This is a genomic window from Pseudomonas sp. Fl5BN2, from assembly GCF_009908205.1.
Taxonomy (GTDB): domain Bacteria; phylum Pseudomonadota; class Gammaproteobacteria; order Pseudomonadales; family Pseudomonadaceae; genus Aquipseudomonas.
In genome coordinates, this window is record NZ_JAAARL010000003.1 from 171,372 (window position 1) to 198,214 (window position 26,843).

Genomic DNA, 26,843 nt, shown 5'->3' on the forward strand with positions numbered 1-26,843 from the left:
TCAAGGGAGTCACGGTGCGGCTCATTCGGCTTCATCGCCAGGATGGCTGCCGCCGTCGGCGAAGTTCAGGCCATGCTTGCGCAATTTGTCGTGCAGGGTTTTGCGCGGTATGCCGAGGGCTTCGGCAAGGCTGCGCATCGAGCTGTGGGGCTGTGCCAGTTCGGCAGCGATCAGGGCCTTTTCGAAGTGCTCCACCTGCTCGCTCAGACCGCCTTCGATCACCGTCGGTGCGATAGCGGCGCCGTGAGCGGGGTCGTGGTGGTCCAGGGCCAGTTCCAGGCCCAGGGCAAAGCGTTCGGCAGCGTTCTGCAGTTCACGCACATTACCCGGCCAGCTGTGGCGCAACAGCAGGGCGCGATGCCCGGGTTGCAATTCCTGGGGCGGCAGGCCGTGGCGGGCACTGGCTTCGTCGGCGAAATGCTGGAACAGCATCAGTACATCTTCGCCCCGTTCACGCAGGGGGGGGATGCGCAGCGGGGCGACATTCAGGCGGTAGTAGAGGTCGGCGCGGAAGCGGCCTTGGTCCGCTGCCTGGCGCAGGTCCTCCTTGGTTGCGGCGATGATGCGGATGTCCAGGGGGATCAGCTGGTTGCCCCCGAGGCGCTCAACCACCCGCTCCTGAAGCAGGCGTAGCAGCTTGACCTGGACATCCAGGCTCATGCTTTCGATTTCATCGAGGAACAAGGTGCCGCCGTTGGCGAATTCGAACTTGCCGATGCGGCGTTTCTGCGCGCCGGTGAAGGCCCCCGGTTCGTGGCCGAACAGTTCGCTTTCCACCACCGACTCGGCCAGGGCGCCGGCGTTGATCGCCACGAACGGTCCGTTGCGCCGTGCCGAAAGGTCGTGCAGCGCGCGGGCCACCACTTCCTTGCCGGCGCCGGTCTCACCGAGGATCAGCACATCGGCCCGGGTCGCTGCCAAGGCGCCGATCTGCTGGCGCAGACGCAGCATCGGTGCCGACTGGCCCACCAGCCGTGCGCTCAATTCCTGGCGGTCGCTGAGGGCCAGGCGCAGGCTGCGGTTGTCCAGTACCAGGCGCCGCCAGTCCAGGGCGCGCCGCACACTGTCCAGCAAGGCATCGCTGGCGAAGGGTTTCTCCAGAAAGTCATAGGCGCCGGCACGCATCGCCTGCACCGCCAGGGGCACATCGCCGTGACCGGTGATCAACAGCACCGGCAGTTCCGAATCCTGGGCATGCAGTTGGTTGAGCAGCTCCAGGCCGTCCATGCCGGGCATGCGGATGTCACTGACCACCACTCCTGGCCAGTCCCGCTCCAGGCGTGGGGCCAGGCCCTGGGCTTCGGCCAGGGACAGCACCTTGAGTCCCGCCAGGTCCAGGGTCTGGCTCAGGGCCTGGCGCAGATGGGGATCGTCATCGATCAACACCACTTGCAGCTGAGGGTCGAGGGTCTCGGGACGAGTCATCGGTCACTTTCCAGGTCGTGTCAGGGCCGGCAACGCCGGTTCGGGCCAGTGGATTGAGAGCTTGAACAGCCTGTTGCAGCGCTTCATACCCCGCGGTCCTCGGAGGGTTGCAGGTTCACCCCTGGTGCCCCGGCCCGCAGGCGCAGAGTGATCAGGGCCCCGCCTTCGCGGTGGTTGGCAAACGACAGCTCACCCCCGAAGGCGCGCATCAGGGTGTCGCAGATCGCCAGGCCCAGCCCCAGTCCCTGGGTCCGCGTCTTGGTGGTGTAGAACGGCTCTCCGGCGCGTCCCAGGGCTTCCATGCAGAAGCCCGGGCCGTTATCGCGAATGTACAGATTGACGCCCGTGGTGGTGGATTCGGCACTCAGCCAGAGTTTACGTGGCGGGCCTTTTTCGGTCAGGGCGTCCAGGGCATTGGCCAGCAGGTTGCCCAGCACCTGGCGCAGGCGGGTTTCCCCGGCTTCTACCCACAGGGTGGCGGCCGGCAGGTCGCGGATCAGTTCCACTTCCATGGCCCGGCGACGTTTGGCCAGCAAGGCCAGGGCATCGTCCAGGGCCGGTTGCAGGGCGACGCTTTCCGGGGCGTGGTGATCGCGCCGGGCGAAGGCCCGCAGGTGGGCGATGATCGAGGCCATGCGTCCGGTCAGTTCGCTGATCAGCTTGAGGTTGCCCCGGGCGTCATCGGTGCGTTGGTGGTCGAGCAGTACTTCGGCGTTTTCCGCATAGCTGCGGATCGCCGCCAGGGGCTGGTTGAGTTCGTGGCTGATGCTCGCGGACATGGTGCCCAGGGCCGAGAGCTTGCCCGCCTGGACCAGGTTGTCCTGGGCGCGCACCAGTTCCTGCTGGGCGGTTTCACGCTCCAGCACTTCCTGTTTCAGGCGCCGGTTGAGGCTCTCCAGGTCGCTGGTCCGTTCGGCCACGCGCATTTCCAGCTCCCGGCGGGCCTTGGCTTCGAAGGCGATCCGTTCCAGATAGTGGCGGCGGCGCTGCATCATCAGTCCGAGCAGCAGCATCAGCACCAGTAGCGTCGCGGCGCCCACCGCCACCACAGTGCGCACCGGGCGATCGATCAGGGTGCGTGGGGCAAGAATACTGACACTCCAGCCCGTTTCCTCGATCTGCTGGGTTTGGGTCAGCCAGGCATTGGGGTCGAGGTTCAGCGGCCGAGGATCGCGGGTTGGGTAGGGCTGGATGGCGACGATGGCCTGGCGCTCCTCTTCGCTCAGTGGGCGGGTCGAGCGAAAGCGCCATTCCGGGCGCGAGGTGAGGATCACCACGCCGTTGTGGTCGGTCATCAGCAGCTGTTCCGGGGTCTTGCCCCACAGGCTTTCGGTGTGGTCCAGGTCGACCTTGACCACCAGTACGCCGAGGATCTTTTCGCCATTGCGGACCGCGGCGGCGAAAAAGTAGCCGCGTTTGGCCGAGGTGGTGCCCAGGCCGAAGAAGCGCCCGAGGCGCCCGGCCATGGCTTCGCTGAAATAGGGGCGAAAGGAGAAATTGCGGCCGACGAAACTGTCGTGCTTGTCCCAGTTGGAGGCCGCCAGGGTTTTGCCGCTGGTGTCCATCAGGTACATGACTTCGGCGCCGGTCTGGGCGCTGATGTTCTTCAACAGGCGGTTGGCGTTGCCCTGGCTCACGCCATCGTCCGGGGCGCCCAGTACCGAGCGCAGCGCCGGCAGGTCGCCAAGTATCTGCGGCAGTACTTCGTAGCGGTGCAGGGTGCCCAGCAGGTTGGCCACGTAGAGGTCGAGGGTCTGGCGGTTCTGGCTGGTCAGCTCGTTGCGGTAGTAGCGCTCGGCCAGGTGTTCCAGCGGCCATAGCAACGGCGCCAGGCACAGCGCCAGCAAGGCCAGGCTGCGCCAGCGGGGACGACGGGGAAGGGGTGCAGTCATGGGAGCGGCGCCTATGGAGATAGACGCATTATGCCAGTGTCATGCACGAAAGCCCGCGGTCAGGCGGGCTTTCGGACAAAGCCCTAGCCCTGCTCGGCAAGACACTCGCGCAGTGCGGTGTGCCAGTCCGGCTGGATGACTCCCCACTCCCGGGCCAGGCGGCTGCAGTCCAGGCGCGAGTTCAGTGGCCGGGGGGCCGGAGTCGGATAGGCGCTGGAAGGAATGGCTTCGAGCACCGCACAGGGCTTACCCATGGCCAGCAGTTGCTCGCCGATGGCTTGGGCGAAACCGAACCAGGACGTCTCGCCATTGGCCGTGAGGTGGTAAGTGCCCCAGGTGCCAGGCGCTCCAGCCCGCCAGCGTTCAATCAGCGCCCGGGTGCTGTTGGCGATGGTGCCGGCCCAGGTCGGTGCACCGATCTGGTCGGCCACTATCCGTAGCTCCGGTTTTTCCTGCAGCAGGCGCTGCATGGTCAGCAGGAAATTTTTGCCGTGGCTGGAATAGACCCAACTGGTGCGCAGGATCAGGTGTTGTCCTTGCACCAGGTTGATGGCCCGCTCGCCGGCCAGCTTGCTCTCGCCGTAGACGCTCAGTGGATTGGGCTCGTCGTCCTCCACATAAGGCGACTCCTTGCTGCCATCGAACACATAGTCGGTGGAGTAGTGAATCAGCGGGACGCCCAGCTCGAAGGCTTCTTGGGCCAGGATCCCGGGGGCAACCGCGTTGATCGCAAAGGCCAGGTCAGGCTCGCTCTGGGCCTGGTCGACGGCCGTATGGGCGGCGGCGTTGATAATCAGGCCTGGGCGAATGGCCCGGACCTGCTGGCGGATTTGCTCCGGGTGGCTCAGGTCCAACTGGTCACGGCCAAGCACTACCAACTCCCCCAGGTCGCCGAGCCGCTGCTGCAGTTCGCGGGAGACTTGGCCGTACTGGCCAATGATGAGAGTTTTCAGGGGAGTGTTCATGGGAACAGGTCGGCTTCTTTCAGACTCTTGCCATTCTGGTCCTTGGTTGAGAGTGTTGGCAGTCCCTGCAACTGCCAATCGATAGCCAGAGTCTGGTCATCCCAGCGAATGCAACGCTCAGCGGATGGCGTGTAGTAATCGGTGGTTTTATAGAGGAACTCGGCGAACTTGCTGAGCACCACAAAACCGTGGGCGAAGCCCTCTGGAATCCATAGTTGACGGTTGTTCTCCGCGGATAAGCGGACGCTGGCCCAGCGGCCGAAGTTAGGCGAGCTGCGGCGGATATCGACCGCCACGTCCAGCACGTCACCGGCAATGACTCGGACAAGTTTCCCTTGGGGGTGCTCGATCTGATAATGCAAGCCGCGCAAGACGTTCTTGGCTGAGCGTGAATGGTTGTCCTGGACAAACTGCTTGCTCAGGCCGGTGGCTTCTTCGAACGCCTTGGCATTGAAGCTTTCATAGAAAAAACCACGCTCGTCGCCAAAGACCTTGGGTTCGATAATGAGGACGCCAGGGAGTTCAGTCTGAATGACGTTCATTGGGTCTCTCCGGCCAGAGTGAAGAGGTATTGGCCATAGCCGGTCTTGCCGAAGTAGGCAGCGCGCTCCAGCAGGTGCTCACGGCTGATCCAGCGATTCTCGTAGGCAATCTCTTCCAGGCAAGCGACCTTCAAACCTTGGCGGTGCTCGATGGTCTGCACATACTGAGAGGCCTCCAGCAGGCTGTCGTGGGTGCCGGTGTCGAGCCAGGCGAAACCACGGCCAAAACGCTCCACATGCAGGTCACCGCGTTTGAGGTAGGCATTGTTGACGTCAGTGATCTCCAACTCGCCACGGGGGGAGGGCTTGACCTCCTTAGCGATCTGCAGCACATCGTTGTCGTAGAAATACAGGCCGGTCACAGCGTAGCTGGACTTCGGGTTCTTGGGCTTCTCTTCGATGGACAGGGCACGGCCCTCGCTGTCGAAGTCGATGACCCCGAAGCGCTCCGGATCCTTGACCCAATAGCCGAACACGGTGGCGCCTGAGGTGCGCTTGGCAGCATCGCGCAGTTGTTCGCCGAAGTACTGGCCGTGAAAGATGTTGTCGCCGAGGATCAGGCACACCGGGTCATTGCCGATGAACGCTTCGCCAATCAGGAACGCCTGGGCCAGGCCGTCCGGCGAAGGCTGTTCGGCATAGCTGAAGCGCACCCCGAACTGGCTGCCGTCACCCAGCAGGTTGCGGTATTGCGGCAGGTCCTGAGGCGTGGAGATGATCAGGATGTCCTGGATACCGGCCAACATCAGGACCGAGATCGGATAGTAGATCATCGGTTTGTCGTAGATCGGCAGCAGCTGCTTGGAAACGCCGAGGGTGATGGGGTGCAGACGGGTACCGGAGCCGCCCGCCAGAACAATGCCTTTGATCATGCAATCAGATCCTTGATGTTGGTGGAGCCCAGTCGTTCGCCTTGATAGCTGCCATCCTGTACCCGGCCGCACCATTCCAGGTTTTCCAGGTACCACTGCACGGTCTTGCGCAGGCCGCTGGTGAAGGTGTCTTCCGGCACCCAGCCCAGCTCGCGTTCGATCTTGCCGGCATCGATGGCATAGCGCAGATCGTGGCCGGGACGGTCCTGAACGAAGGTGATCAGGTCGGCGTAATGTTCAACCCCCTGGGGTTTCTGCGGTGCGAGCTCTTCCAGCAGGCTGCAGATGCCCCGCACTACATCGATGTTCTTCTGCTCGTTATGGCCGCCGATGTTGTAGGTCTCGCCCACTACGCCTTCGGTCACTACCTTGAACAGAGCCCGGGCGTGATCTTCGACATACAGCCAGTCGCGAACCTGCAGGCCGTTGCCGTAGACCGGCAGCGGTTTACCAGCGAGGGCGTTGAGAATCACCAGTGGAATCAGCTTCTCGGGGAAATGGAACGGGCCATAGTTGTTGGAGCAGTTGGTGATCAGCACCGGTAGGCCATAGGTACGCTGCCAGGCGCGGACCAGGTGGTCGGACGCGGCCTTGCTGGCGGAGTAGGGCGAGCTGGGTGCATAAGGCGTGGTTTCGGTGAACAGATCATCGACGCCATGCAGGTCGCCGTAGACCTCATCGGTGGAGATGTGGTGGAAGCGGAAGGCGGTCTTTTCCGCTTCGGGCAGTTTATGCCAGTAGGCACGGGTGGCCTCCAGCAGGCTGTAGGTGCCGACGATATTGGTCTGGATGAAATCGGCCGGCCCGTCGATGGAGCGGTCGACATGGGACTCGGCTGCCAGGTGCATGATCGCATGGGGCTGGAAGCGTGCCAGCACGGCGCTGACGGTGGCCTGGTCGACGATGTCGGCCTGGACGAATTCGTAGCGGCTGTTGCTGGCGATACTGTGCAGTGACTCCAGATTGCCGGCGTAGGTCAGCTTGTCCAGATTGAGCACTTCGTGTTCCGTGTGCTCAATCAAGTGGCGGATCAGGGCCGAACCAATAAAACCGGCTCCGCCGGTGACGAGAATGCGCATGTGAGGTGGCCTGTATCCTTAAAACGGTCATTTACTACAACCAATGCAGCATAGCTTGTCGGCACGGCGCTTGCGGTGCAATAGGGACTGCAGGGTGATTTGTCCGAGAAGTGTGTGGAATATTGGTGGGGAACCGTTCACGACCTGCTGGAGTTCTTTGGGTCGGTCACCTTTCGAGGGGCTTGCGTATCGCCTTGCGCAGTGGCGATATAAGCGGCCAATAACAATTCCAGGGGTCGTTGTATGTTGCTCGCCACCTTGATCCACCGTGCCAGCCTGCCCAGTCCACAGGTCACTGCGCAGCAAGCGCTGGAGATACTGGAAACCCATTACGGCCTGCACGCCACCGTGCATTCCCTGGGTAGCCAGCAGGATCTCAACTTTCGTGTCGACAGCCCCCAGGGACGTTTTGTCCTGAAAATCTGTCGAGGTGATTACTCCATCCTGGAATTGCAGGCACAGCACGCAGGCCTCAAGCACCTGCAGCACTGCGCAGTGCGGGTGCCCAAGGTCATTGCGGCGAAAAGCGGTGCGGACTTGCTGTCCCTGGAAATTGCCGGGCAAGCGCTGCACGTACGCTTGCTGGACTACATAGACGGGCGCTCGCTGACTCACCTGCCACACCTGGGGCCGGAGTTGGCGGCGAGCCTGGGCCGACTCTGCGGGCAGATGGACCGAGCCCTGGAGGATTTCCAGCACCCGGGCCTCGAGCGCACCCTGCAATGGGATGCTCGCCATGCCCCCGCGCTAATCGAGCATTTGCTTGCGGTGGTCGAGGACCCGCAGCAACAGGCCCTGATCGCCACGGCCGCGCAACACGCCGAGCGCCGTTTGCAGCCGCTCCTGGAGCGGTTGCCGGTGCAGGCGATCCATATGGATATTACCGATGACAACGTGGTCTGCCAGCGGGATGCGGCGCGCCATTGGCAATTGCAGGGCGTCATCGATTTCGGCGACCTGATCCGCACCTGGCGTGTCACCGATCTGTCGGTAACCTGCGCTGCATTGCTACATCACGTCGAAGGCGATCCGCTGCGCATCCTGCCGGCGATCCAGGCCTACCATCAGGTGAACCCGTTGCAACCTGCGGAGCTGGCGGCGCTCTGGCCATTGATCGTGACCCGGGCCGCGGTACTGGTGCTCAGTGGCGAGCAGCAGGTCAGCATCGATCCTGGCAACGAGTACTCGCGCGCCAATCTGACTCATGAATGGGAGATCTTCCGGGTCGCCAACTCCGTGGCGTTCGAACTGATGGAGGCGGCAATCCTCAGCGCCGTCGGGCAGTCACTGCCGGCCATCGGCAGTGAAGGCTTCGCTCCGTTGTTGCCAAGCCTGGTGGGCCGCGAGTTTGCCCTGATCGACCTGGGAGTGCTCAGCCCCCACTTCGAAGCCGGTAACTGGGAGCAGCCCGGGATCGACGATCGTTTGCTGGCTGAGGCCGGTGCCACCCATGACCTGGCTGCCAGCCGCTACGGCCAATACCGTTTGTCGCGCACCTGCCCGGACAGTGCGCTGGAGCCGGAAACCTGCCCTCTGCATGTCCAGTTGCAAGTACCGGCGGGCACCGCGGTAGAGGCGCCGTTTGCCGGGGTCCTGCACCGGGCCGGGAATGGCCTGTTACGTCTGGATGGCCCGGCATTGAGTGTGCACCTGTGGGGCGTCGATCCCTCGCTGCGAGCCGGCGCCGCCCTGGTCAAGGGGCAGGTGCTGGGTGAAGTGGCGGCCGACGGCCGGCTCAAGGTGCAGTTGTGTCGAGTTGCCGAGCTTGATCCACCCCTGTTCTGCACGCCTTCCCGGGCCCCGGCCTGGCAGGCCTTGTGCCCCTCTCCGGCGGCGCTGCTGGGACTGGCCTGCGATGCCGAGCCGGAGTTGGATCCACAGGCTCTGCTGGAGCGTCGTGATGCCAGCTTTGCCCGCTCGCAAAAGCACTATTACGTCGACCCGCCACGGATCGAGCGGGGCTGGCGCAATCACCTGATCGACATGCAGGGGCGTTCCTATCTGGACATGCTCAACAATGTCGCGGTGCTGGGGCATGGTCATCCGCGCATGGCTACCGAGGCCGCGCGCCAGTGGTCGCTGCTCAACACCAACTCGCGCTTTCACTATGCAGCCATCGCCGAGTTTTCCGAGCGCCTGCTGGCCCTGGCGCCGGACTCCATGGACCGGGTATTCCTGGTCAACAGCGGCACCGAGGCCAATGACCTGGCGATTCGCCTGGCCTGGGCCTACAGCGGCGGGCGCGACATGCTCAGCGTGCTGGAGGCCTATCACGGCTGGTCGGTGGCGGCCGATGCGATCTCCACCTCCATTGCCGACAATCCCCAGGCCCTCACCAGCCGCCCGGACTGGGTGCACCCGGTGACGGCGCCCAACACTTATCGTGGCGAGTTCCGCGGGCTGGACAGCACCCCGCAGTACCTGCGCAGCGTCGATCAGCAACTGCACAAGCTGGATGCGCAGGGCCGCCAGTTGGCCGGTTTCATCTGCGAGCCGGTGTATGGCAATGCCGGGGGTATTTCGCTGCCACCGGGCTACCTGAGCGAGGTTTATGCCCGGGTCCGGGCCCGTGGCGGTGTGTGTATCGCCGATGAGATCCAGGTGGGCTACGGGCGCATGGGCAAGTTCTTCTGGGGGTTCGAAGAGCAGGGCGTGGTGCCGGACATCATCACCATGGCCAAGGGCATGGGCAACGGCCAGCCCCTGGGCGCAGTGATCACCCGGCGCGAAATTGCCGAGGCGTTGGAGGCCGAGGGCTACTTCTTCTCTTCATCAGGCGGCAGCCCGGTCAGTTGTCGCATCGGCATTGCGGTGCTGGATGTGATGCAGGAAGAGCGGCTCTGGGAAAATGCCCAGGTAGTCGGCGAGCACTTCAAGCAGCGCTTGGAGGCACTCAAGGATGTTCATCCGCTGGTAGGCGCGGTGCACGGTTCCGGTTTCTACCTGGGGCTGGAGTTGATCCGCAATCATCAGACCCTGGAGCCGGCCACCGAGGAAACCACCCTGCTGTGCGATCGCTTGCGGCAGCTGGGTATTTTCATGCAGCCCACTGGCGATCACCTGAACATCCTCAAGATCAAGCCGCCGATGGTCACCACCCGACAGAGCGTGGACTTCTTCGTCGACATGCTGTCGAAGGTACTGGGCGAAGATCTCTAGGCGCGGGCCTTGGGTCCTTGCATGATCCCGATGGTTATCGGTCTTTTTTTGGTTGTTTTACTAAATATGTATTTTTTCAGCTTCTAAAGTCGATATTTATCGGATATAAATTGGCCGTTGTCGGGTAGGGTCCTACCGTGCCCGGCTCTTTTCCGATCCGTTGTCATCGACCGCTGCGCATTTGCCCAGGAGTTGCTCCATGAGCCGTACCGTTACCGTCGCCGCTACCCAGATGGCCTGTTCCTGGGACCTTGAAGCCAACCTCGAAACCGCTGAGAAGCTGGTGCGGGAAGCCGCCGCCAAGGGCGCGCAGATCATCCTGATCCAGGAGTTGTTCGAAACCCCGTACTTCTGCCAGAAACCCAACCCGGATTACCTGCAGTTGGCCACTCCGGTGGCAGCCAACGCGGCCATCGCGCACTTCCAGAAAGTCGCCAGGGAACTGCAGGTGGTACTGCCCATCAGCTTCTTCGAGCTGGCCGGTCGTGCGCGCTTCAACAGCATTGCGATCATCGATGCGGACGGCAGCAACCTCGGGATTTATCGGAAAAGCCACATTCCGGATGGCCCTGGCTATCACGAGAAGTACTACTTCAACCCGGGTGATACCGGCTTCAAGGTGTGGAACACCCGCTACGCGAAGATCGGCGTGGGCATCTGCTGGGACCAGTGGTTTCCCGAGTGCGCCCGCAGCATGGCCCTGCAAGGCGCGGAGATTCTGTTCTATCCCACCGCCATCGGCAGCGAGCCCCACGACCAGAGCATCTCGTCTCGCGATCACTGGCAGCGTGTGCAGCAAGGCCACGCCGGTGCCAACCTGATGCCGCTGATCGCCAGCAACCGTATCGGCAATGAAGAGCAGGATGGCTCCGACATCACCTTCTATGGTTCATCTTTCATTGCCAACCAGTTCGGCGAGAAGGTTCAGGAGCTCAACCAAAGCGAAGAAGGTATTCTTGTGCACAGTTTCGACCTCGACGAGCTCGAGCACATCCGCAGCGCCTGGGGCAGTTTCCGTGACCGCCGTCCGAACCTCTATGGCGCGTTGAAAACCCTCGACGGTTCCCTGGAGTCCTGAACACTATGAGCACTTTGCACAGCACGCCTCGCGCCGACGGTTTCTACATGCCGGCTGAATGGGCAACGCAGACCCAGACCTGGATGATCTGGCCCGAGCGCCCGGACAACTGGCGCCTGGGTGGCAAGCCGGCCCAAGCCGCTCACGCCGCAGTGGCCAAGGCCATTGCACGCTTTGAACCGGTGACCGTGGCGGTCTCTGCGGCCCAGTATGAAAACGCCCGGGTCCGCCTGGACGTGGCCAATATCCGGGTCGTCGAGATGTCCAGCGACGACGCCTGGGTGCGTGACACCGGTCCGACCTTCGTCATCAATGACAGCGGCGAAGTGCGCGGCGTGCACTGGGGCTTCAATTCCTGGGGCGGTTTCGAAGGCGGACTGTATTCGCCCTGGAACCGTGACGAACAGGTGGCCAGCAAAGTGTTGGAGATCGAGCGTTGCCAGGAATACCGCACCGAGGGCTTCGTGCTTGAAGGCGGCTCGATTCACGTCGATGGCGAAGGCACCCTGATCACCACCGAGGAGTGCCTGCTCAACCACAACCGCAACCCGCACCTGTCCCGCGAGCAGATCGAGGCGGTGCTGCGCGAACAACTGGCGGTGGAGCAGATCGTCTGGCTGCCGGACGGCCTGTATAACGACGAAACCGACGGGCATGTGGATAACTTCTGTTGCTACGTGCGCCCGGGTGAAGTGTTGCTGGCCTGGACCGATGATCCACAGGACCCGAACTACCCCCGCTGCCAGGCGGCCATGCAGGTATTGGAAAATACCCGTGACGCCAAGGGCCGCACTTTCAAAGTGCACAAGATCCCGATTCCCGGGCCGCTGTACGCCACCGAAGAGGAGTGTGCCGGTGTCGATGCGGTGGACGGTACCCAGGAGCGCAACCCTTCGGTACGTCTGGCGGGTTCCTACGTGAACTTCCTGATCGTCAATGGCGGGATCATCGCGCCGAGTTTCGACGACCCGATGGACGCCCAGGCCAAGGCCATCCTGCAGGCGCTGTTCCCTGAACACGAAGTGGTGATGGTGCCGGGGCGTGAACTGTTACTGGGGGGCGGGAATATCCATTGCCTTACTCAACAACAGCCTGCACCGCGGCGGGTTTGAGTGCCGTTGTAACAGAAATTGTCGATTGTTTGAGACAGGTGAGCCGGCGCCAGCGTTGACACCACTCAACGAGCCCGCAGCCCAGAAGGTCTGCGGGCTTTTTCATGCTTGTCTGTTGGCGCGCTGGACACATTGGCACAGCTTTTGTATCTGTTCTGGGGTGATTCTGAGACATGTGGAACTCTGTTGTTCTGTCATAAACCTTGGATAAGTTAGGCCGCTCAGGAACCAGGAGAGAGCGCTGGAATGAATAGTGTCAGCGAGCGGGTAGCGCATCCCTTGGCAGTCAATAACCAGTCGCTGCAGGTTCTGGTGCAATGGTTGAAGTCCAATGGAACGCGTCAGATCAGGGAACCTGATCCGCGCCGGATCATCATTGAGCGTTACCCCGCTGGATTGCTCAGCGAGGCGGAACTGCAAGCATTGTGGGATGTGGTGAAAGGATAGAAAGACAACGGATTGTTAAAAGCGCTGCCGGGAGGGCGGCGCTTTTTTTTGCCTGTTCTTTAGAAGCGGTAGTTACCGGTGACCACCAGGCTGCGTGGATCCCCGGGCTGGATCTGGAAGGCACTGGTGGCGGAGCTGTAGTACTCGCGATCGGCAATGTTGTTCAACGCCGCGCGCACATCCCAGTCCTTGTGCCGATACCCGGCCAGGGCATCCCAGCGACCGTAGCCCGGCAGCACCACGGTATTGGCGCTATCGGCGAAGCGGTCGCCGACCAGGGTCAGGCCGGTCTCGGCGTACCAGCCCAATTCAGGTTTCCAGGTGATGAACAGGCTGCCATTGCGCTTGGCCACGTTATTCACGCGCTTGTCTTCGAAACCGTTGTTGTCCTTGACCACGACGGCATCCTGCAAGCCGATGCCGCCACGCAGGTACCAGTTGCCGATGATCTTGCCGCTGCTGGTCAGCTCGATGCCTCGGGAGCGTTGCAGCCCGGTAAGCAGGACGATGTTGCGGTCGAGCGGGTCGGTGGTACGACGGTTGTAGAGTTCCAGTTCATACACGGCCAGGGTGGTACTCAAGCGTTCGTCGAGCCAGTCGCTCTTGACCCCGACTTCCTTCTGCCGGGTGAGCTCCGGGCTCAGGTCGTTGCCGTTGCCGGCAGCGTTCGGGGTGATGCCGATCAGGCCGCCACCCACGGGCGAGAACGACTTGCTCCATGAGGCATAGAACGAATGGTGCTCCAGTGGCGTCCAGACCACCCCCAGGCGCGGGCTGACGCTATGGCTGTCGCGGCTGTCGGAGACCCCGGTGCGGCGGTTGGTGGTTTCGATATCGAAGTTGTCGTAGCGCAGGCCAGCGAGCAATTGCCATTGATCGTTGAGGCGCAGTTGGTCCTGCAGGTAGAGGGCCCGGCTTTGTACTTCGGTGTGGTTGTTGCTGGACACCTGCATGCGGCCGGTGTGGCTCTGGTACGGATTGGGGTTGTACAAGTCCACCGCGGGCACCGCCTGGCTGCCGGGGCCGGAGGTGGCGGCGTTGTAGAGGATCGGGTCGCGGCGCTGGCTGCCGATCTCGATGCCGGTGAGCAGGCGATGTTCCAGGCCGAAGGTGTCGAAACGGCCTTCCAGCTCGGTGTTGTTGTAGATGTTGCGAGTCTTCAGGTCCTGCTGCCAGCGTTGGCGTAACACTTTTGCGGTTTTCGCGTTGTAGCCATATTGGTAGGTGTTGTCGAAATCGCTGTCGAGCTTGAACACCCCTAGGGTATGGCGCAGTTGCCAGCTGTCGTTGAGCTCGTAGGTCAGCTTGGAGCGCAGGGACTGGGACTTGTCGTCAATGTAGTCGCGCTTGTCGCCGTAGGTGGTTTCACGGCTGACATCCGCCGGGCGTCCGTTGACCCCGGGAATGCCGCGATCCGGGGTGCGGTTGTAGCGGCTGTATTCGTACTGCACCAGCCAGTTCAGCTCCGGCGTCAATTGCCAGCTCATGGAGGGCGCGAACAATTGCCGATTGCCACTGACGCCATCGCGAAAACTGTTCTTGTCCTGGTTGCCCAGGTTCAGGCGCAGGCTGATGTTTTCGGTCGGGTCGGCGCTCAAGTCCGCGTACAGGCTGCGCAAGTCTTCGCTGCCGCCCTGGACTTCGACGCTGGAGCGCCGGCCGAACTCCGGCAGCTTGCTCACCCGGTTGACGATCCCGCCCTGGCTGCCGCGGCCGTAGAGTACTGCAGCCGGGCCCTTGAGCACTTCGATGCGCTCGATATTGTGCAAGTCGCGCACGTACTGGCTGTCGTCGCGGATGCCGTCCAGGTAGAAGTCGTTGCTGGCGTCGAAACCGCGAATCCGCAGGCTGTCGAAACGTGTGTCGGCGCCACTGCTGACGTTGGGGATGCCGCTCAGGGCGCTGCCCAAGTCATTGTTGCCGTAGTCCAGTGCATTGGCGGTCTTGATTGTGTCGATGGCCTGGGGCACGTAGCGCGCGGGCGTCGCGGTGCGAGTTGCAGTACTGACCTCCTTGACCCGGGGATCGTCAGGGTCGGCCTCGGCTTGGGCGCTGATGGAGGTTATCGGCAGTGTGGTGCCGGCGGCACAGGCGAAACCGGCAGACAGCAGGGTGCAAAGTCCCAGGGACAGGGGCGTAAGGCGGAAATGGGCAGGCATCTGAAACGCATCCGAGAGAGGGGGGTAATTCTAGGATGCGAATGACAATGAGTGCTATTTGCTTATGCTTGTTATTTCTCGAGAGTTCCTCACAGCTATTATTACAAAATATTTCATCCGAGTATCTGCCCAGATACAAGGGCTAAGCAGACAGATTCGACCGGTTACAGAAACAGACTAAAAGCCATTTCGAGGTTTTTCCCGTGGCATGCGCGGCATAGTCTGCAAACCATCAAATTCTCATGATCTTGCTGGAGTCCCGTATGTCCTCGGCCACCCTTCACTACATTTATGACCCGCTGTGCGGCTGGTGCTATGGCGCCAAGCCGCTGGTGCAGGCCGCCCAGGCGGTGGTTCCGGTGCAGGCCCACGCCGGCGGCATGATGACCGGTCGCAACCGCCAAGCGGTCTCGTCGCAGCTACGTGACTACGTCATGCCCCACGACCGGCGGATTGCCGAGTACACCGGGCAACCTTTCGGCCAGGCCTACTTCGAGGGGTTGCTGCGGGATCACTCGGCGGTCTTCGACTCGGCACCACCGATTGCCGCAGTGCTGGCGGCCGAAGCCCTCGGTGGTCGCGGTCTGGAGCTACTGGGGCGCCTGCAAACTGCTCATTACCTGGAGGGGCGGCGCATCGCCGATCGGGATGTATTGCTGGAACTCGCACAGGCCCTGGGTTTTGCCACGGTAGAGTTCGAGGCAGCATTCGACCAGGTTGTCGGGCATGAGCTGGATGAGCATATAAAGGCCAGCCGGGCCTTGCTGGCCAAGGTCGGCGGGCAGGGCTTTCCGACCCTGGCCCTGGAGCGCGATGGCCGCTACCAGTTGCTCGATATCAGCTCCTGGCTGGGCAAACCCGAGGCCTTTGCCGAGTGGCTGAAGACTTCTCTGGGCGCGGACAGCGGCCCTCATGATGGCGCGATCCAGGCCTGTGGCCTGGACGGTTGTGCGCTTTGATCTCACTTGACCTGCGTGGAGTCACCCATGGATAACCTAGCGTTGATCAGAAGCACCTATGAAGGTGCCAACTCCCAGGAAAATGCGAAAAATACCGCAGCCGCCCTGGCCCCCGATGCTCGCTGGACCGAGGCGGCGGGTTTTCCCTATGCCGGTACCTACGTCGGTTTCGAGGCGGTGCTGGAGCATGTCTTCAAGCGCCTGGGCTCGGAGTGGCACGACTTCACGTTCAAGGTCGAAAACTACGTGGCCCAAGGCGACAAGGTGTTTGCCTATGGCAATTACCAGGGCATCTATAAGGATTCAGGTAAGCCCATTGATGTACGAGTGGCCCACCTTTGGACGCTGAAAGACGGCCAGGTCACCCATTTCGAGCAATTTGTCGACAGCCACAGTGTGCAGCTGGCGATGCTCTAACCCGGTGTTCTTAGAACATTTTCAGCTATTCAAAGACGATTCACGAAATTGACACGTTGTTAAGGGCGCAGATAGGATTCGCCCCAACGCCTGTGGCCACGAGCCATAAATCAGAATAATAAAAGGCCCGCCGCGATCACTCGTGGGCGGGCTTTTTTGTTTCGGCGGTAAAAGAGCGTTCAAACGCCATAGCCGCAAGAGCTCACAGCGCGTCACCAAACCGTAATAAGGAAAATAAAATGTTGAAACAGCGGATCTGCTTGGTTGCACTGGGGATTTTGAGCGCTACACAGGCCATGGCCGACGGCCAGGCTGATGCCAAGGGTTTTGTCGAAGACAGCAGCCTGAAAGTGCTGCTGCGCAATGCCTACATCAATCGTGATTACAAAGACGGTAACGATGACAAGGCCGAATGGGGCCAAGCGGCCATCGGTACTTTCTCCTCCGGCTTCACTCAGGGCACCGTCGGCGTGGGCGTTGACGCCTTTGGCCTGTACGCACTGCGTCTGGATGGCGGCAAGGGCCGCAGCGGCGCCGGCGGCATCGACTTCTTCAAGCAGGGTGACAGCGGCAGTGCCGCCGATGACCTGAGCAAGTTCGGTGCGGCGGTCAAGTTCCGCCTGTCCAACACTGTACTGACCTACGGTGACCAGATGCCGGCGCTGCCGGTGCTGAACTACGACAACTCGCGCCTGCTGCCGGAAAGCTATACCGGTACCCTGATCACCTCCAAGGAGATCAAGGGCCTGGAGCTGAACGCCGGTCACTTCACCGCCGAGTCGCGTAAAAGCGCTGAAGGCCGTGACAGTGGTGGCCTGAAGTCGATCGACGTGTTGGGCGGTAGCTACCAGTTCACCGAACAGTTCAAGGCTGCACTGTATGCTTCCGACGTCGAAGACGTGCTGAAGAAGCAGTACGTGAACCTGAACTACGTGTTCCCTCTGGCCACCGACCAGTCCCTGACCCTGGACTTCAACGGCTACCGCACCAAGCTGGACAAGTCCTACGCCAAGGACTCCGGCGCCGGCGGCCAGGACAACAAGATCTGGAGCCTGGCAGCGACTTTCGCCACAGGTCCGCACTCGTTCACTCTGGCTCACCAGCGCAGCACCGGCGACAGCCACCTGGGTTACGCCTACGGCGGCTACCAGCGTGGTCAGAACCGTGTGGGTGACGGTGGCAACACCATCTACCTGGCCAACTCCTACTGGTCCGACTTCAATGCTGAAGACGAGCGCAGCTGGCAGCTGGGTTACGGTCTGGACTTCGGCGCCTTTGGCGTACCTGGCCTGAGCTACAACGTGGCCTACATCCGTGGCGACAACATCACCACGTCCACCTCGAGCGGCGGCAGCGAGCGCGAAATCTTCAACCAGTTGAAGTACGTGGTTCAGAGCGGTCCGGCCAAGGACTTGAGCGTGAAAGTACGCAGCTCGGTACTGCGCGTGTCGCAGAAGTCTTCCGAGTACAACGTGGGTGGCAACGAACTGCGTGTGTTCGTCGACTACCCGATCAACGTGTTCTGATAAACGTCTGATCGTGACCTGACCGCAGGTTGCTGCACTGGAAAAAGCCCCGACTGGTTCGGGGCTTTTTCATGCCTGTGGTACGGCTGGAAAAACCTCCGTTGGAACAACTTTCTGGGCTGTCAGCCGGCGCTGGAGTCGACAGGCTGGACCTGGCTGGAATGGATAGCGGCGGCGCGTTGCTTTCCGGGTATTTCCCACTAGCTTTATGCCATCAGGGATGAGGTTCCAGCCGTAATGGATGCGGGAGAAATTGCGGCGTGCCGCCCATCCCTGTGCTTGGCCGATGTTGTTGCGCCCTGCCGCCGCTCTGCTGCGGGTCGCTTGGTCCTTACCTTCCTGGAGCACAGGAGATCACCATGAAAGTAACCCTGCCGATAACCGCCTATGGCGGATGTATCCTGCTGTCTGTGGCTTGCAGTATCCCCCCTGTCGCGGCCGAAGAAGTCACACGAATATTCGAGAACCCCAGCAGCCTGGAGCAGCAGGTGCCGGAGCAGGAAACCACGGAAACCACACAGTTGATGTCGTCCAAGGCGACGACCTTGAGCCCCTTGGCGCTACCGCCCCACGGCGGTACCGAACGCGCCCTGGTGCTGAACATCGACTACACCCAGAGCACGCTTTTCGATCCGGCGACCGGGCGCAAGGTACCGGTCAGATTGCGCAGCTACCGTGGCACAGGCGTGAACCCCTTGGCCCCCTTCGTGGCTCCGACCATCAACGTGACGCCGGGCGACACCGTGCGCATCACCCTCAACAACAAGCTCAAGCCCAAGGATGAACAGCCCTGCAACGCACACTCCGGCGAACCGGACAAGCCGCAGTGTTTCAACAGCACCAACCTGCACTCCCATGGCTTGTGGGTCAGTCCCGCCGGTAACAGCGACAACGTGATGCTGTCGATCAATCCCGGTGTCAGCTTCCAGTACGAGTACAACATTCCCGCCGACCATCCGGCCGGGACCTTCTGGTACCACCCCCACCGCCATGGCTCCACCGCCCTGCAGGTCGCCAGTGGCATGGCCGGTGCGCTGATCATCCGTGGCAGCCGTCTTCCAGGCAAGAGGGCCAACGGCGACCTCGACACCCTGCTCAAGTCGGCCGATGGCAAGGCCTTTCCTGAACGCCTGCTAGTGCTGCAGCAGATCCCCTATGCCTGCAAGGGGGTCAAGACCGACCCTGTGACCGGCGACAAGAGCGTGAACTGGAACTGCGATGCGGGGGAGGTGGGCGTGGTCGAGGACTTTGCCCAGTTCACGCCGCAGAGCTGGGGCCAGTCGGGTCGCTACACCAGCATCAATGGCCTGGTGCAGCCGATCTTTCGCAAGGCCCGTGCCGGCCAGGTGGAGCGCTGGCGCCTGGTGCATGCGGGCATTCGCGACACCATCAAACTGGAGTTTCGCAAGCTCGCCGACAGCGGTCTGCAAAAGAGTAACGCGGGCGTTGCCGCGGTCGACGCCGATGCTTTTGTCAGCCAGCAATGCGTGGGCGAACCGGTGGACTACCAAGTGGTCGCCGCCGATGGCCTGACCCTGGGCAAGGCGCAGAAACTCAGCCAGGTCACCCTGCAGCCTGGTTACCGTAACGACCTGCTGATGGTCTTCCCGCAAACCGGACGCTATTGCGTGGTGGATGCCGCGCAGTCTGCCGACGGCGGCGTGGCCCAGGCGGCAAGCGGTCGGCAGATACTGGGGTTTGTCGATGTGGTAGGCGGCACCGAGGTCAAGGACACCAGCGCCTACCTGACTCAGCTGCTAGTCGACTCGGCCCGTCGCAACATGCCGGACAGTGTGCAGAACCAGATCATCGGCGACCTCAACAACGGTCTGCTGCTGACCAAGTTCGTGCCTCATAAAAGCATCGGTGACGATGAAGTGAAAGGTAGGCCTGTGGAGTCGCTGATGTTCTTCATCAACCGCGACGACAAGAAAAATCCCAAGTTTGAAGTCGGTACCAGCATGGATGACGTCAAACCCTATGAGCCCGGCAAGATCAATCGCCACCTGACCCTGGGCACGGCGCAAACCTGGATGCTGAGCTCGGGTTTTGCCAGCCACCCGTTCCATATCCATGTCAATCCGTTCCAGGTGGAGAAGATCATCGGCCCGGACGGCACGGATCTCAGCGAGCCGGGAGCGATCGACAAAACCGACCCTGACGACAAGCAGTACGCCGGACTCAAGGGGGTGTGGAAAGACACGCTGTTCGTCAAGGGACCGGACAAGGATGGCCGGCGCTACACCTTGTACGTGCGCACTCGCTATGAACGTTACATCGGCGAGTTCGTGCTGCACTGTCACATCCTCGACCACGAGGACCAGGGCATGATGCAGAACGTCAGCATCGAGCTGTCCGACGGCCAGGGCGGAACCGCGCCTATGCACCATTGAGCCGTTGAAGGAAAAGGAGGGCGCCTTGCTCGGCGCTTTCCGATGGCACGTGAGGGGCGTGACTTTGATAGAGTCACGCCCCTCACTTTTCCATCACGGATGATCTCGATGTTCCGTTCCCTGTTGTCCGGCCTGTGCCTGCTGAGCGTCGCCAGCATCGCCCATGGCCAGCAAGCAATCTCGCCCGAGCAGTTGCTGGCCGACTTCTCCCGTTGTGACGCGCAATTCTTCCAAACCCTGAACACGGCCCAACTGCCGGCCGGTACCCTGAGCCTGGCCCAGTATGGTGCGGTGAAGGCGCCCAAGGTCATCAACCCCTTGCAGGAAGGCGGCCGTTACCAAGCCTTCGAGCAACCGCTGACGGTCAATGGCGTGCGCCTGGTGGGTTATTACAACGAGGCCCAGTCGCTGAAGTCGGTGGGCAACTTGCTGTTCTGGGGATTCATCGCCGAGGGTGAGCCTAAAGCGGTGGCCGCGAGCCTCAAACCATTGTTGATGGACAACGCCCGCTTGCAGGCGGATCGCAGCGCCATGACCCGGGTGGAGATCCGTCGCGTCGGCGACCCGATCCAGCAATGGCGCACCGAAGGTCTGGCGGGCGGTGGCGTGGCCACGCCGTTCGGTTACGTCGAGCGCATATTGAGCATCGACAACGGTACCAGCAGCGCGCCGATCTCTGGTCGCACCACGATCTTCTGCAGCTTGCAGGGCACGGTTACTGCGCCGCTGCTGCAAGTGTATCGCCCTGACCTCAACGCTCACCTGCTGGATTGAAAAACATGCCTTCATTGTCTATTCGCGGGTTGCTCCTGCTCTTGTGTGCTCTGGCTGTGACCGGCTGCGCCAGCCTGCAGAGCCAGGACCAGATCAACTTCGCCCATTGCCGTCTGGCGAGCCAGGCTTCCAAAGCCGAGAAGTTTGATGTGGTGCTGCAAGAGGCGGATCTGTGCCTGTCCAGGAACCAGTTGTCCAAGTCCACACAAAGCCTGGTGTACTGGTTGAAGTCCGACGCCTACGCCAGCTTCAAGCGTTACCCGGAAGCCATCAGCGCCAAGGAAAAGTCCATCGAGCTGGGAGCCAAGCCCGATGCTCGAGCAGTGCTGGACCTGAGCCGTCTGTACCGCGAGGCGGGCAACCCGCAAAAGGCCCTGCAACTGGTGCAGTCCAACCTCGATGCCAACCTTGGCGAGGCGGGCAAGGGCAGTGGCTTCAACATGCCGACCTACTACCATCTGGGCCAGGCCCTCTATGACCTGGGGCAATACCGCGAGGCCGCCGAAGCCTACAGCGCCGGCCTGCAGAAACAGCCGGACTATGCCTGGGCCTTTTACCATCGGGGCCTGGCCTACGACAAACTCGACCTGACCGATGACGCCCGCAGCGACTTCAGCCAGTTCGCCAAGTTGGTAAACCAGAAGTACGTCGAGCCACAGCACCAGGCCAAGCTGACCGAGTACAAGATCACCCTGCCCTGAGCAAGGCGCTGATTACGCCACAGGCTCGCCTGAGCGCGAGCCTTTTTTAGCAAGATCGGTTGTCCTCAATCGTCGGGATTGAGGGCGAACTTCAGTTGATTCCGCTCCAGGTACACCACCGCCTCGCGGCCATGGATATCCACCGGGCGCGCCGATACCGCTTCATGCTCCGGGACGATCTTGGACAGCAGCTTGCGCTGTACGTCGACCCGCCAGATACAGGCCCTGGGTCCTTCGTTGTCGAAATACATCACCGGACGAGTTTCGCTCCAGGTCGGGTTGACGATGCTCCAGCCCGAGTCGACTTCGTTGTGCTCGGTGACGTTCTCGGAGTAAGTGCCGTTGCTCTGCTGGTCGTAGTCCAGGGACAGGCTGTAGTTCTCCTGGTTGAGGTCATGCGCCACCCGCGCCCGCGCATGGCGCAGGGTGTTGGTCGGCGACTGGAACAGCTGCTGGCTGGCTTCGGGTGCCCGGCGTGAGCCCAGGTGGTAAGTCATGCTTTGCTGCAGATCGCCGCCGCTGCGCTGGCGGTAGTAGAACAACCCGTCAGCGATGCCGGCAAAGCGCATGCCCTGATCGTTGGAGCCCGGCGAGGACCAGCCGACGAAGCCAATATCCTGGGCGATGGGGTGCAGGCCTGGCTGGTCATCGGCGTACTCGTACAGCGTGCCGATATACCCCGTCTGGCCCTGCTGGTACTGGCCGACAAACAGCACCACATGCAACACCCCGGCAATCACCTGGGTATCGACGATCTGCTGATCGCCCTGCGGGGGCGCAGCGTTGAAGGTTGCGAGGGGATAGCGCTGCCAGCCGTCGGGGTCCAGCAGGCTGTATTGGCTCGTAGGCGCCATCGGCCGCAGTTGCTCCTTGCTCGGTGCCGGCGGGATTGGCAGCGGCTGCGGCGCAAGCATCTTCAACTGGGCCCGATAGGCGCCTTCCAGGCAGTCCGTGGAGTTACAGGTGTTGCGCTCCTGCAGCCAGCGCACCTGCAACAGGCGAAACACCTGCAAGTGCTTCAGTGCCTTGTAGCGGCGGTTCAGCTCTTCGTCCTGGGCGGACAGGCTCGGCGTATCGCAGACAGTCTTTTCCACCTGGGTCGAGGCCTTGCTGCAGTCGAAACCAGCGGCCTGCACATTAGGCATGAGCGCGGCCAGGGCAAGAGCCGTAGCTGCCAGCGACAGTAAAGGGAGCTTTATCAAAACATCCTTGTAGGAAGGTGAGGCAGGGGTCAGTTCGTCTGGAACGTCTGCAGGTAGGTCAGCAGGTTGTCGATTTTTTCCTCATCGCTCAGCCCCCAGAAAATCATCCGGGTGCCGGGAACCACGGCTTTCGGATCCTCGAGGTACTGGATGAGTTTTTCTCGGGTCCAGACAATGCCCGACGACTTCATGGCCGCCGAGTATTGATAGTCCTGGGCACTACCGGCCGGTCTCCCGATGATGCCGTTGAGCTGCGGTCCGAATGAACTACGCACCGCAGGGCCAATGTTGTGGCAGCCGCTGCACAGCCGCTTGAACAGCTTGGCGCCGGCTTCGGCATCACCGGCTGTGGCGGGGGAGGTGAGTAGCACTGAGCTGACCAGCAGGGCCAGGGTCGAGACGGCGATTCGCTTCATGTTCTGCTCCAGACCGGATAACGCGTACAGCTGAAATCGGCGGCTATTTGATCATGAAGTGCATCGGCCCGGGAGGCATTGCGGCAACTTTCAGTGGGGTGGGAAGATTGTCCAGAAACAACAAAGCCCTGGCATTTCTGCGAGGGCTTCGTCTTGCAGGGTACGGCACCAGAGGTCGACCCCGGGAGCGAGTGATTACAGTGCGAGGACGCGCGCAATCAGGAGCAGGTGCTGGGAAAAACTACTCATGGGCCGCCATCGCTACGCATTGAGCAACCAGAAGACAGCCACTGACCTGACAGACAAAAATAAAAAAAGGACTCATCTGGCAGAGTCCCTTTTTCACATCTTGAAAATTAAAGCAGAGCGCAAGAGCCAGACATTGGGATCTTGGCTACATCACCCTTGCCTACGCAGAGCAATGTCACCTTTGTCCCTTTCTTAAGCGAAGCGAGGGAGTCGGCATCAGACTTCTCAAATGAGAATTGTGGCTCCATAAACTGATTCACCCCACCGCGCAGCGTGAGATACGGATTACCCATGAAGTCCGTATTGATGTCTGCCACAGTACCCGACACCTTGAACTTCTTGCCTTTGAACTTCTGATCGGCAGCGACTGTATTCTCGTTGTAAGCAACAGCAATATCACCAGCCGTTACGGTTGGCGTTGCAGCCAGTTCCTGTTTGGATTTTTCCAGCTCTGCCTGTGCACGAGCCTTATTCGCCTCAGCAACCGCAACCGCATCTGCTTGCTTCTGCTCTGGAGATTTCATCGCATTGCTGATGAATCCAATAACGAACAGAACACCGATGATGATGCCAACCCACTTGAACAGTTTTTTCACACCCTTCTTCCTCTGATAGTCCATTTGTCCATTACCGCATCGCAGGCGTAGGTCTTTTTTGCCCGACGACTCGAAGCAACGTGATTGTCCAGAACAGGTGCAAGCGAAGCAAGCAGGTTGACGAAATGGCAGGGAGTTCAGGCAATCGCTTTCATCTGCTGCTCAGCTTGTGCTGGCCTGGACTGCTCTGCTGGAAGGGAAAAGCGCAAGCCAAAGCGGGTCGCGGAGCCCCCCGCCAAGCTTGATAACTGCAGATACTGAGTGGTACGTCATTGCGCCAAAAAAATCTAAATCCATCCTATTGTTTCTACGACGTTTAACCATTCATTGCTGGAGTTTTCCTGTTGCCGGCTTTGGCATGGCTACCAGCGAACTAAACTACTTCTTGTGTCTCTGGAGCAGATGCCTCCAGAGAGGCAAGGAGGTGTCAAATGGCCATTCATGATACTTATCGGGAGATTGAACAGACCCTGGGTCTGGTACCGGAGTGGATTAAGCAGATGCCGGAAGGCGCCGCGAATGGATTCTGGGGCGTGGCCCGGGACTTCTGGCTGGCGGAGACCCAGATTCCCAACAAGTACAAGGAGTTGATAGGTCTGGCGGTGTCCGGGGCGACCCGTTGTAAGTATTGCGCTCTGTTCCATACCGAAGCCGCGCGTTTGTTTGGCGCGAGTGACGAGGAAATTTCCGAAGCCAGCTTTATGGGCTCGCTGACCATGATGGGCAGCACCTTTATTAATGCCCAGCAGATTGACTACGAGCAGTTCCGGCAAGAGACGCTGAGTATCGTCCGGTATGTCAAAGATCACTCGCAAGCCAAAGCCGCATGAGTTGTTGCGCGAACCAGCCCTTCGCCAGCTGACGAAGGATAAGTTGATTGCAATCACCAGCGATGGTCCGAGGACCACCGCTCGGTGGCAAGCGGCTGTGTTGCGAGCCATCGGCGAACTGATGCAATACAGCGACACCGCCCGCGAAGAGAACCAGGACCTGCGCATTCCTTTCGCCAAGGCACTGCATGATCTCTATACGGGACAGAAGTCCGACGCCGAGTTGACGGAAATGGTGTTGCTGATGCTTGAAGTGGAAACTGCCCCCTTTCTCGGCAAAGGCCCACAGGCGGGAGCGGCCCCCGGGAACACTGACCTCTGAGAAGTGGCTGCAGCCAACGGCGTCGTAGTGATTTGCCGTCCATTCTGTTTACAGTTGGCCATGGCAGCTCGTTGAACGGCGCGGGAGCTTCACTATGAAAGCCTCAGAATCGCCCACTAATACCCAACAGTGGCCCCTTCTGGACAATGTCGTAGACAAAGCCATCATGGCGGTAATTAACCCCCATGGCCCGGTAACCGGCCACCGCCGAAAATCCGGGCAAAAACTCCCAGCCTGCCAGCGCTGCCAGGTCCCAGTCTTCCCGGGACTGCCCGGCGCCCACCATCCCCCAGGATGACAACCAGAATCGGTCATTCACGGCATAGTACCCACGCAGCCCCGTCATGGCGTCGGCCCAGGTAGCCTTGTCGGAGCCAGACAGGCCGCCAACAGGCCCACCATGCAGGCTGATGGCGGTGCTGCTGTACCAGACGCGCACGCCGCCAGCGACGTCCAAGCGACGATTTTCATCACCCAAAACCGTGTATCCGCCCCCCAGGAATCCGGAGGCCGTCTTGCTTTCTACCTCAAGTTTGGACTCAGAGAGGCCCCCAGGCAGACGGTTGCGGGTGTCGGTGTCGATGTACATCAGGTCGGCGAGTACGCTGTATGGGCCCCGTCGAGCCTCGCCCATCAGCATCACCGACATATCGACAGTCCGCGCGATATCAGAGAAATCGGACTTTATAAACTGGGTCCCGGTGCTGCGGTGGCCTACGTGTCCACGAATGCCAGCGCCCCACACGTAAGGCCCGCCGTTGAACGTCCATTCATCGCCGTCTGCCGCCTCGGCCCCCGTCGGCAAACTGGCCGCGGCTGCCGCAAAGGCGCCAGCCATCAGTGCCAGGCGTGCGTGCTTGCGCCGCAAAACCGAGCGTGGGTTGTCACTGTGCATGATGCTGTTTCTCCGATCAGTGCTGAGTCAGCGAGAGCGCCACGCCCTCGGCCGCACAGTCCTCTGTAGGCTTGAGGCCCGCTTTTTGAGCCGCCTTGACCTCTTCCTTCGCGGCTGCCAGGTCCGCCAGGAACGTCGGATTGCTATGCAAGCTCGCCACAGTCGCAGCCCCCATGATGCGGCCTGCATCCACATCGCTCTGCCAATGTGCATCGCAGATGACCCGGCTCTGGCCGAATGACAATCCGCGGGTCATCAGTTCAGTGGCGCGCGCTGGTTGAATCTCGGCCAGCAACAGCCCCCAGGCCCAACCTGCAGCGGAGTGGCCGGACGGCCAGGAGCCATCCGTGCGCAGCACCGGCTCCATGTCTTTGCGACAGGTCCCTTCGTTGTGCGCCACGAATGGACGGGTGCGGTTGTAGGCATTTTTCCCGGCATAGGTAGAACCGCCTGCATCCGTCAGGGTGCGCTGCATCAGGGTATAAAGATGCGGTGTGCTTTTCTCGGTGATCGGCGTGCCCATCGCGCAGGAGAATGCTTTCGCCGGGCCTGGGAATGACAGCTCCGCATCCGCTGCCGCGAGCTTCTCCCGGGCGGTTCCACGTAGCGACAGCGCCGTACGCCGTGCTTCCTCATCCCGCGCAAGCGCCGCAGAGTCGGGCTTTGGTGGGGCGCCAAGCAACGCCAGGCGCAGTGGCAGGTCTGCCGAGTCAAGATAGCCTGGGGCTAGTTTGAAGTGAGGGTCCGTGACCTTGGTGGCGGCATCGTCGGCAAGCACCAGCCCCGACCAGAGCAAGCTGGCCAGCCCCAACTGCTTATGTACTGTTTTCATC

Annotated in this window: 24 protein-coding genes; 12 read left to right on the plus strand and 12 right to left on the minus strand. The window is 61.2% G+C overall.

Annotation, left to right across the window (positions count from 1 at the left end):
- Positions 1-21: 21 nt before the first annotated feature.
- The 6 genes from GV819_RS05290 to rfbB form a co-directional block, all read right to left on the minus strand.
- On the minus strand, positions 22-1,425 hold the full coding sequence (locus GV819_RS05290) for a sigma-54-dependent transcriptional regulator (RefSeq protein ID WP_161754182.1): 1,404 nt from the start codon (positions 1,423-1,425) through the stop codon (positions 22-24).
- 83 nt (positions 1,426-1,508) lie between these two features.
- Positions 1,509-3,317: a sensor histidine kinase gene (locus GV819_RS05295; protein WP_161754184.1), complete on the minus strand. Its 1,809-nt coding sequence runs from the start codon at positions 3,315-3,317 to the stop codon at positions 1,509-1,511.
- Between the two features lie 83 nt (positions 3,318-3,400).
- Positions 3,401-4,282 carry a dTDP-4-dehydrorhamnose reductase gene (rfbD, locus tag GV819_RS05300; RefSeq protein WP_161754186.1) on the minus strand — a complete coding sequence of 294 codons (882 nt, stop codon included), beginning with the start codon at positions 4,280-4,282 and terminating at the stop codon, positions 3,401-3,403.
- Positions 4,279-4,824 carry a dTDP-4-dehydrorhamnose 3,5-epimerase gene (gene rfbC / locus GV819_RS05305; RefSeq protein ID WP_161754188.1) on the minus strand — a complete coding sequence of 182 codons (546 nt, stop codon included), beginning with the start codon at positions 4,822-4,824 and terminating at the stop codon, positions 4,279-4,281. The genes rfbD and rfbC overlap by 4 nt, the downstream gene beginning before the upstream one ends.
- Positions 4,821-5,696, minus strand: a complete 876-nt coding sequence (gene rfbA, locus GV819_RS05310; protein WP_161754190.1) for a glucose-1-phosphate thymidylyltransferase RfbA — start codon at positions 5,694-5,696, stop codon at positions 4,821-4,823. Before rfbA ends, rfbC begins: the two co-directional genes overlap by 4 nt.
- Positions 5,693-6,775 carry a dTDP-glucose 4,6-dehydratase gene (gene rfbB / locus GV819_RS05315; RefSeq protein ID WP_161754192.1) on the minus strand — a complete coding sequence of 361 codons (1,083 nt, stop codon included), beginning with the start codon at positions 6,773-6,775 and terminating at the stop codon, positions 5,693-5,695. The genes rfbA and rfbB overlap by 4 nt, the downstream gene beginning before the upstream one ends.
- A gap of 243 nt (positions 6,776-7,018) precedes the next feature.
- On the opposite strand from rfbB, the gene GV819_RS05320 reads away from it, so the two are divergent.
- The 4 genes from GV819_RS05320 to GV819_RS05335 all read left to right on the plus strand — a co-directional run bounded on the left by GV819_RS05320 (position 7,019) and on the right by GV819_RS05335 (position 12,571).
- Positions 7,019-9,934 (plus strand): aminotransferase, encoded by a 2,916-nt coding sequence (locus GV819_RS05320; RefSeq protein ID WP_161754194.1) that lies wholly within the window; start codon positions 7,019-7,021, stop codon positions 9,932-9,934.
- Between the two features lie 199 nt (positions 9,935-10,133).
- The gene (aguB, locus tag GV819_RS05325) at positions 10,134-11,012 is read left to right on the plus strand and encodes an N-carbamoylputrescine amidase (RefSeq protein ID WP_161754196.1); all 879 of its coding nucleotides are present in this window, start codon (positions 10,134-10,136) and stop codon (positions 11,010-11,012) included.
- Between the two features lie 5 nt (positions 11,013-11,017).
- Complete coding sequence (gene aguA, locus GV819_RS05330; protein WP_161754198.1) at positions 11,018-12,124, plus strand: agmatine deiminase; 1,107 nt, start codon at positions 11,018-11,020, stop codon at positions 12,122-12,124.
- 246 nt (positions 12,125-12,370) lie between these two features.
- On the plus strand, positions 12,371-12,571 hold the full coding sequence (locus GV819_RS05335; protein ID WP_161754200.1) for a hypothetical protein: 201 nt from the start codon (positions 12,371-12,373) through the stop codon (positions 12,569-12,571).
- A gap of 59 nt (positions 12,572-12,630) precedes the next feature.
- On the opposite strand, the gene GV819_RS05340 is transcribed toward GV819_RS05335, so the two are convergent.
- On the minus strand, positions 12,631-14,730 hold the full coding sequence (locus GV819_RS05340) for a TonB-dependent receptor (RefSeq protein WP_161754202.1): 2,100 nt from the start codon (positions 14,728-14,730) through the stop codon (positions 12,631-12,633).
- 263 nt (positions 14,731-14,993) lie between these two features.
- On the opposite strand from GV819_RS05340, the gene GV819_RS05345 reads away from it, so the two are divergent.
- From GV819_RS05345 to GV819_RS05370, 6 genes are all read left to right on the plus strand, one after another.
- A complete protein-coding gene (locus GV819_RS05345) occupies positions 14,994-15,689 on the plus strand; it encodes a DsbA family protein (protein WP_161754204.1) in 696 nt (231 codons plus the stop codon).
- Positions 15,690-15,716: 27 nt separating this feature from the next.
- Positions 15,717-16,106 carry a nuclear transport factor 2 family protein gene (locus tag GV819_RS05350; RefSeq protein WP_161754206.1) on the plus strand — a complete coding sequence of 130 codons (390 nt, stop codon included), beginning with the start codon at positions 15,717-15,719 and terminating at the stop codon, positions 16,104-16,106.
- 239 nt (positions 16,107-16,345) lie between these two features.
- On the plus strand, positions 16,346-17,632 hold the full coding sequence (locus tag GV819_RS05355) for an OprD family porin (protein ID WP_161754208.1): 1,287 nt from the start codon (positions 16,346-16,348) through the stop codon (positions 17,630-17,632).
- A 359-nt stretch (positions 17,633-17,991) separates the two neighbouring features.
- Positions 17,992-20,025 (plus strand): multicopper oxidase family protein, encoded by a 2,034-nt coding sequence (locus GV819_RS05360; RefSeq protein ID WP_161754210.1) that lies wholly within the window; start codon positions 17,992-17,994, stop codon positions 20,023-20,025.
- Positions 20,026-20,133: 108 nt separating this feature from the next.
- Positions 20,134-20,799: a hypothetical protein gene (locus GV819_RS05365; RefSeq protein ID WP_256667363.1), complete on the plus strand. Its 666-nt coding sequence runs from the start codon at positions 20,134-20,136 to the stop codon at positions 20,797-20,799.
- 5 nt (positions 20,800-20,804) lie between these two features.
- A complete protein-coding gene (locus tag GV819_RS05370; RefSeq protein WP_161754214.1) occupies positions 20,805-21,500 on the plus strand; it encodes a tetratricopeptide repeat protein in 696 nt (231 codons plus the stop codon).
- Between the two features lie 65 nt (positions 21,501-21,565).
- Here GV819_RS05370 and GV819_RS05375 read toward each other — a convergent pair whose 3' ends face one another.
- The 3 genes from GV819_RS05375 to GV819_RS05385 all read right to left on the minus strand — a co-directional run bounded on the left by GV819_RS05375 (position 21,566) and on the right by GV819_RS05385 (position 23,963).
- Positions 21,566-22,645, minus strand: a complete 1,080-nt coding sequence (locus GV819_RS05375) for a lysozyme inhibitor LprI family protein (protein WP_178125941.1) — start codon at positions 22,643-22,645, stop codon at positions 21,566-21,568.
- Positions 22,646-22,731: 86 nt separating this feature from the next.
- On the minus strand, positions 22,732-23,118 hold the full coding sequence (locus tag GV819_RS05380; RefSeq protein WP_161754216.1) for a c-type cytochrome: 387 nt from the start codon (positions 23,116-23,118) through the stop codon (positions 22,732-22,734).
- Positions 23,119-23,474: 356 nt separating this feature from the next.
- Entirely contained in the window at positions 23,475-23,963 is a 489-nt protein-coding gene (locus GV819_RS05385) for an OB-fold protein (RefSeq protein WP_178124661.1), read from the minus strand.
- A 431-nt stretch (positions 23,964-24,394) separates the two neighbouring features.
- On the opposite strand from GV819_RS05385, the gene GV819_RS05390 reads away from it, so the two are divergent.
- The gene (locus tag GV819_RS05390) at positions 24,395-24,793 is read left to right on the plus strand and encodes a carboxymuconolactone decarboxylase family protein (RefSeq protein WP_161754220.1); all 399 of its coding nucleotides are present in this window, start codon (positions 24,395-24,397) and stop codon (positions 24,791-24,793) included.
- Positions 24,759-25,115, plus strand: a complete 357-nt coding sequence (locus tag GV819_RS05395) for a hypothetical protein (protein ID WP_256667364.1) — start codon at positions 24,759-24,761, stop codon at positions 25,113-25,115. Before GV819_RS05390 ends, GV819_RS05395 begins: the two co-directional genes overlap by 35 nt.
- Before the next feature lie 103 nt (positions 25,116-25,218).
- On the opposite strand, the gene GV819_RS05400 is transcribed toward GV819_RS05395, so the two are convergent.
- Positions 25,219-26,013, minus strand: coding sequence for a hypothetical protein (locus GV819_RS05400; protein ID WP_161754639.1), 795 nt, complete (start codon positions 26,011-26,013; stop codon positions 25,219-25,221).
- A 13-nt stretch (positions 26,014-26,026) separates the two neighbouring features.
- The gene (locus GV819_RS05405; RefSeq protein WP_161754222.1) at positions 26,027-26,842 is read right to left on the minus strand and encodes an acid phosphatase; all 816 of its coding nucleotides are present in this window, start codon (positions 26,840-26,842) and stop codon (positions 26,027-26,029) included.
- Position 26,843: the final 1 nt, after the last annotated feature.

What these genes read in the sequence shown, in the direction of transcription:
- GV819_RS05290 (WP_161754182.1), bottom strand. Translation starts at nt 1,425, where the DNA reads ATGACTCGTCCCGAGACCCTCGACCCTCAGCTGCAAGTGGTGTTGATC.
- GV819_RS05295 (WP_161754184.1), bottom strand. Translation starts at nt 3,317, where the DNA reads ATGACTGCACCCCTTCCCCGTCGTCCCCGCTGGCGCAGCCTGGCCTTG.
- rfbD (WP_161754186.1), bottom strand. Translation starts at nt 4,282, where the DNA reads ATGAACACTCCCCTGAAAACTCTCATCATTGGCCAGTACGGCCAAGTC.
- rfbC (WP_161754188.1), bottom strand. Translation starts at nt 4,824, where the DNA reads ATGAACGTCATTCAGACTGAACTCCCTGGCGTCCTCATTATCGAACCC.
- rfbA (WP_161754190.1), bottom strand. Translation starts at nt 5,696, where the DNA reads ATGATCAAAGGCATTGTTCTGGCGGGCGGCTCCGGTACCCGTCTGCAC.
- rfbB (WP_161754192.1), bottom strand. Translation starts at nt 6,775, where the DNA reads ATGCGCATTCTCGTCACCGGCGGAGCCGGTTTTATTGGTTCGGCCCTG.
- GV819_RS05320 (WP_161754194.1), top strand. Translation starts at nt 7,019, where the DNA reads ATGTTGCTCGCCACCTTGATCCACCGTGCCAGCCTGCCCAGTCCACAG.
- aguB (WP_161754196.1), top strand. Translation starts at nt 10,134, where the DNA reads ATGAGCCGTACCGTTACCGTCGCCGCTACCCAGATGGCCTGTTCCTGG.
- aguA (WP_161754198.1), top strand. Translation starts at nt 11,018, where the DNA reads ATGAGCACTTTGCACAGCACGCCTCGCGCCGACGGTTTCTACATGCCG.
- GV819_RS05335 (WP_161754200.1), top strand. Translation starts at nt 12,371, where the DNA reads ATGAATAGTGTCAGCGAGCGGGTAGCGCATCCCTTGGCAGTCAATAAC.
- GV819_RS05340 (WP_161754202.1), bottom strand. Translation starts at nt 14,730, where the DNA reads ATGCCTGCCCATTTCCGCCTTACGCCCCTGTCCCTGGGACTTTGCACC.
- GV819_RS05345 (WP_161754204.1), top strand. Translation starts at nt 14,994, where the DNA reads ATGTCCTCGGCCACCCTTCACTACATTTATGACCCGCTGTGCGGCTGG.
- GV819_RS05350 (WP_161754206.1), top strand. Translation starts at nt 15,717, where the DNA reads ATGGATAACCTAGCGTTGATCAGAAGCACCTATGAAGGTGCCAACTCC.
- GV819_RS05355 (WP_161754208.1), top strand. Translation starts at nt 16,346, where the DNA reads ATGTTGAAACAGCGGATCTGCTTGGTTGCACTGGGGATTTTGAGCGCT.
- GV819_RS05360 (WP_161754210.1), top strand. Translation starts at nt 17,992, where the DNA reads ATGAAAGTAACCCTGCCGATAACCGCCTATGGCGGATGTATCCTGCTG.
- GV819_RS05365 (WP_256667363.1), top strand. Translation starts at nt 20,134, where the DNA reads ATGTTCCGTTCCCTGTTGTCCGGCCTGTGCCTGCTGAGCGTCGCCAGC.
- GV819_RS05370 (WP_161754214.1), top strand. Translation starts at nt 20,805, where the DNA reads ATGCCTTCATTGTCTATTCGCGGGTTGCTCCTGCTCTTGTGTGCTCTG.
- GV819_RS05375 (WP_178125941.1), bottom strand. Translation starts at nt 22,645, where the DNA reads ATGCCTAATGTGCAGGCCGCTGGTTTCGACTGCAGCAAGGCCTCGACC.
- GV819_RS05380 (WP_161754216.1), bottom strand. Translation starts at nt 23,118, where the DNA reads ATGAAGCGAATCGCCGTCTCGACCCTGGCCCTGCTGGTCAGCTCAGTG.
- GV819_RS05390 (WP_161754220.1), top strand. Translation starts at nt 24,395, where the DNA reads ATGGCCATTCATGATACTTATCGGGAGATTGAACAGACCCTGGGTCTG.
- GV819_RS05395 (WP_256667364.1), top strand. Translation starts at nt 24,759, where the DNA reads ATGTCAAAGATCACTCGCAAGCCAAAGCCGCATGAGTTGTTGCGCGAA.
- GV819_RS05405 (WP_161754222.1), bottom strand. Translation starts at nt 26,842, where the DNA reads ATGAAAACAGTACATAAGCAGTTGGGGCTGGCCAGCTTGCTCTGGTCG.